The sequence below is a fragment of the Wolbachia endosymbiont of Drosophila seguyi genome (genome assembly GCF_028981765.1).
GTDB classification, from domain to species: domain Bacteria; phylum Pseudomonadota; class Alphaproteobacteria; order Rickettsiales; family Anaplasmataceae; genus Wolbachia; species Wolbachia pipientis.
The window spans coordinates 1-4,861 of sequence record NZ_JAPQLM010000085.1 but is presented as its reverse complement, the minus strand read 5'-3'; the positions used below and the strand labels follow the sequence as shown (position 1 = coordinate 4,861).

Genomic DNA, 4,861 nt, shown 5'->3' with positions numbered 1-4,861 from the left:
CTCACTCCAAAATTTCAGAAACAACACCAGAACCAACAGTTCTACCGCCTTCTCTTATCGCAAAACGCAATCCCTCATCCATTGCTATCGGTACTTGCAATTCTACTTCTACACTCACATTATCTCCTGGCATTACCATCTCCTTCCCATCTAGCAATTTTATGCTCCCAGTTACATCCGTTGTCCTTAAATAAAACTGTGGCTGGTAATTCGCAAAAAATGGTGTATGCCTTCCTCCTTCCTCTTTCTTTAATATATAAACCTCCGCCTTAAACTTTCTATGCGGTGTTATCGTCCCCGGTTTCGCTAATACTTGCCCTCTCTCCACTTCTTCTCTTTTTGTTCCTCTTAACAATATTCCTACATTGAGTCCTGCACTTCCCTTATCCAGCAACTTCTTAAACATCTCAACACCTGTGCATATCGTCTTTTGCGTCGCTTTCAGACCTATTATCTCTATCTCTTCTCCCGTCTTTATCTCTCCCTTCTCTATTCTTCCTGTTACCACTGTTCCTCGCCCCGATATCGAAAATACATCTTCGATTGGCAATAAAAATGGTAAATCCACAGGCCTTGGTGGAACCGCTACATATTCATCTAACTTTTCCATCAATTTATCTATTGATTTCTTTCCATATTCGCTGCTGTCATCCTCCAGCGCCTTGAGCGCTGAACCAACCACCACAGGCACTTCATCCCCTGGAAATCCGTATTTACTCAGTAATTCCCTCACTTCCATTTCTACTAAATCTATCATATCAGCATCAGCAACATCAGCTTTATTTATATACACTACGATATATCCAACACCTACCTGCTTCGCCAGCAATATATGCTCTCTCGTTTGTGGCATTGGCCCATCAACCCCCGACACTACCAATATCGCCGCATCCATCTGTGCTGCACCTACTATCATGTTCTTTACATAGTCAGCGTGTCCAGGACAATCAACGTGTCCATAATGCCTTTTCTCTGTCTGATACTCAACATGCGCTGTTGCTATCGTTATCCCCCTCTTCCTTTCTTCTGGCGCTTTGTCTATCTGATCGTACGCTACAAAATTTCCATAATGCTTCGTTATCGCCGCTGTTAACGTCGTCTTCCCATGATCCACATGTCCTATTGTTCCCACATTTACATGCGGCTTTCCAAATGCTTCCACTATTGCTGTCATAATTTAAACTTTTCTACCTAAAATACAAATACATCAATAAATAATATGTTGATTTTATAAAAATACAACAAAAAAAAGAGCGGATAGTGGGAATCGAACCCACGTCACTAGCTTGGAAGGCTAGAGCTCTACCATTGAGCTATACCCGCACAATGGAGGAGGTAGGATTCGAACCTACGTACGCTCACGCGGACAGATTTACAGTCTGTTACCTTTAACCACTCGGTCACTCCTCCGCAAAAATTTGTTAAGAGAATACTATTTTAGCATCTTAACTTAAGCTCTTATTGTATTTAATACTAAACGCCTAAAATTAAAAAATCAAGCAATAAAACCTACCCTGATTAAAATCATGCAGATTTCATTTTATATAACACAATATTGCCAATAAAACGCCTAAACAAATAATGCGAATCATGCGTACCTGGCGCTTCTTCTGGATGATATTGCACAGAAAAGACTAGGTAATCTTTCATCATTATTCCCTCTACACTATTATCAAATAGAGAAATGTGAGTAATTTCAACATTACTTGGAAGAGAAGCTGAATCAACAACAAAACCATGATTTTGGCTAGTGATCTCAACTTTTCCACTAATTACATCATAAACTGGATGGTTACTCCCTCGGTGACCTATATCCATCTTGATGGTCTTTGCCCCCAAAGTAATCGCAAGTAATTGATGGCCCATGCATATGCCAAAAATTGGTATTTTAGATTTTATAATAATGTCTATTTCTGAAACTACACTTTCTCCTATTTCTTGCGGATCACCAGGACCATTTGAAAGCACTATACCATCTGGATTCATACTCAACACTTTTTGAGCAAAACCTGTGCTTGGTCTGATTAATTCAACTGTACAACCAAGTTCTATTAAGCGTGAAACTATACTGATTTTTACGCCAAAATCAACGATTACAATCCTATATTTTGCATTAAGGTCAATAGCTCTATCTGATGTCATTCCAGTGCGTGACACTGGAATCCATATATTTTTTGCTGGATCCGAGTAGTCAGCTACTTGGATGACAAAGTGCTCCGCTAGTCTATTATTTTCAAAACTGTTATTTAAACTAACCTTATTAGTTATTTCTATCCCATTTACAGGTTTGTATTCCTTCAATTTGTCTAATGCATGCGCCTTACTCGATGAGCATATCATTCCATTTTGAGATCCATGTTCTCTCAAATGTCTTGTTAAAGCTCTAGTATCAACTCCTGATATCCCAATCACGTTATTTTTCTCTAACCAATCATTTAAACTGATATATGAAGAAGGGTGGGACATAGAAGAAAGTTCACGCATAACCACACCACTTGCAAAAATTTTCTTTCCTTCATTATCTTTATGATTTATTCCAATGTTACCAATATGAGGAAAAGTGAACGTTATAATTTGATCGGCAAAAGAAGGATCAGTTATAGTATGCTGATAACCGGTCATACCAGTGGTAAAACAAACCTCGCCTATGCACTTGCCTTTTTTACCTACTGATTTTCCCCAAAAGCACTTGCCATCTTGTAAAATTAAAACTGCGTCCTGCACTTCATTATCTATTTAACTGATTCAAAACAGTATACAAGAATTTCAAATAATACGTAACTCTTTCTAAAATTCCAAATTTAACCACGAAGCAGCAAAAAATAACATGAAAAACTTTTAATACAATCTTTCATATAAAATATATAGTTGACTACCTTCATATTTCGTATTAGATATAGGTAAATCATAAGTAAAGTGGAGGGTAATAATGAACACTGGTACAAATCAATCAAAAAAAATAAATGAGAAGTGGTTAGCTGGAGGAATTGGCGCGCTATTATTTGTAATGATGCTACCGTCGATTCTTCTTTTAGCAAAAATAGCTATAGGGCTAATTATGGTTTCAGTTGCAGCAATAGCGATAAAAGTTGCCTTAAAAACAATATCGAATGCTTTAGAGGATAAACAGGCAGATCAAAGCCAAGCGACGCAACAAACAACACAAAGTAAAATTATAAACCTGGCTATTGGATTAACATCTATATTCGTAGGAGGATTATCACTATTCATTATAGCACAAACTGGCTTAATTGCAGCATGTGCAGCTATAACTGCTTTAGCTCTACACGAATATGTTAAAAATCAAGAAATAGGAAAAGAGATAAATGATAAATTCGATAAGGTAGCTGACGATACAATCAATTTTATTGTTAGCAGTGTTGAAAAACTTATTCCAACAAAGCCGCCAGGCATAACAGCCTAAACTGTCTCCGTTCAGGGCATAAGTGTTACAAGTAGCATTATATAAAGCGATTAATGGCATCCTCCTGATAATAGAATAATTGTATCTGTTCAGGGGCATCGCAAATATTGAAGCAAAAGTGGTCAGTGCTTACTATACGAATATTGTGATTTGAATCCACTAGGGAGGATGTCATCCCAGTGCCCAGACACTGGGATCCAGGGATTTTGATTAGAGATTAAATTGGTGAGTATAAAAGTAGCTAATCCTACGTTAAAATACAACGTTTTTAATGGGACTGCGTAAAAGGGCTGGATTCCAGTGTCAAGCACTGGAATGACACCTTTGTGTTTGAGGCAAAACCTGCTATAACATTTCTTCGCAAACAAACGTTCGTACAGTTATGTATCAGCTACTTTCATGGCACCATTTGTTGTAAACTCACATTTCTCTATGATTATCTTTATTTGCCGCTTTCCCGAACGGATGCTCTACAGTTATTTCTTCATTAATAGAGCGAGGTGCACCGGAACCAGGTACAACGATATTCTCGTGCGATTGCATATCCTTCTTTTCCTCACATGGTGTTTGCTTAATGAAATGTGCTGCTAAAACTTCATGTAAAGCTTTACCTTTTATAAGCACAGCCTCGTTTTGCTTAGCTAACTCTAAAATTTTCTTTGGTTCAACATCTTTACCGTCAATAGTTGATTTTTTAATACTAACTTGACCTAAATTTATATTTAGAACAACAGTACAGTTAAGGTCTTTTCCAGATTCATCTTTTGCATCCCAACTAATTTCGATGTCACATATTGCAAATTTTGTAAAGGAGTAGTTCCTCTGTTGTTTCTCATTCTTCTCAATTGTTACTATTCTTTTATCATTACTGTATATTTTTACTCTTTATACCTCATTTTTAATTGTTTCCATCCTTTTAATCTTTTCGCTAAAAAGACGACTAGTTTCTAAACTCTGTCCAGGTTTAGTAATGTTGATACTAAGATTATCATAATGATTAACAAGATGTCCTGCCTTTTTGTCTGGCCAATAACATCCATCAAAGAAACCAATTAGATCATCTTTGTTTAGAAATTCTTTTGCATCATTCATTCCTTCGTCAATTCGAAGAAGATATCTACCCAACCTCTTTTTAAAATTTTCTTTTAACTCCTCCTGATCTTTAGAAGTAAGCTTCTTATCCAATATATCCATTATTTCTCTTTGCTTACTTAATACCACATAGTTAAAAAGGAAAATGCTCTCCTTCTCCCGTCGATAATAGTTTGCTATTTTGTCAAATGGATCCGCTGGCCGGCCGTTATTATAATTTATAGAATCAGAAGAATCTTGACATTTATTATCCTTAAAATTGAAATTCAATTTTTCAAAATCTGATAACACTTCTTCTGCCCTATCTTTAAAAGACTGAAGTCTATCTTGAAGTTCTTTTCCATA

The 4,861-nt window shown here is 36.6% G+C and carries 4 protein-coding genes, 2 tRNA genes and 1 pseudogene; 1 reads left to right on the top strand and 6 read right to left on the bottom strand.

The window, feature by feature from the left end; translation table 11 throughout:
• Position 1 precedes the first annotated feature (1 nt).
• From tuf to carA, 4 genes are all read right to left on the bottom strand, one after another.
• Positions 2-1,174: an elongation factor Tu gene (gene tuf / locus OZD62_RS01795; protein ID WP_275019309.1), complete on the bottom strand. Its 1,173-nt coding sequence runs from the start codon at positions 1,172-1,174 to the stop codon at positions 2-4.
• Between the two features lie 78 nt (positions 1,175-1,252).
• Positions 1,253-1,323, bottom strand: a tRNA-Gly gene (locus OZD62_RS01790).
• 4 nt (positions 1,324-1,327) lie between these two features.
• Positions 1,328-1,410: transfer RNA gene (locus OZD62_RS01785), tRNA-Tyr, on the bottom strand.
• Between the two features lie 114 nt (positions 1,411-1,524).
• Positions 1,525-2,724, bottom strand: a complete 1,200-nt coding sequence (gene carA, locus OZD62_RS01780; protein ID WP_010962760.1) for a glutamine-hydrolyzing carbamoyl-phosphate synthase small subunit — start codon at positions 2,722-2,724, stop codon at positions 1,525-1,527.
• A gap of 205 nt (positions 2,725-2,929) precedes the next feature.
• On the opposite strand from carA, the gene OZD62_RS01775 reads away from it, so the two are divergent.
• A complete protein-coding gene (locus OZD62_RS01775) occupies positions 2,930-3,424 on the top strand; it encodes a hypothetical protein (protein WP_010962761.1) in 495 nt (164 codons plus the stop codon).
• A gap of 420 nt (positions 3,425-3,844) precedes the next feature.
• Here the strand turns inward: OZD62_RS01775 and OZD62_RS01770 are convergent, their stop codons facing one another.
• Together OZD62_RS01770 and OZD62_RS01765 are read right to left on the bottom strand one after the other, a co-directional pair.
• A complete protein-coding gene (locus OZD62_RS01770) occupies positions 3,845-4,048 on the bottom strand; it encodes a hypothetical protein (protein ID WP_223823107.1) in 204 nt (67 codons plus the stop codon).
• Positions 4,049-4,309: 261 nt separating this feature from the next.
• Positions 4,310-4,861, bottom strand: a pseudogene (locus tag OZD62_RS01765) (hypothetical protein); the annotation flags it as partial.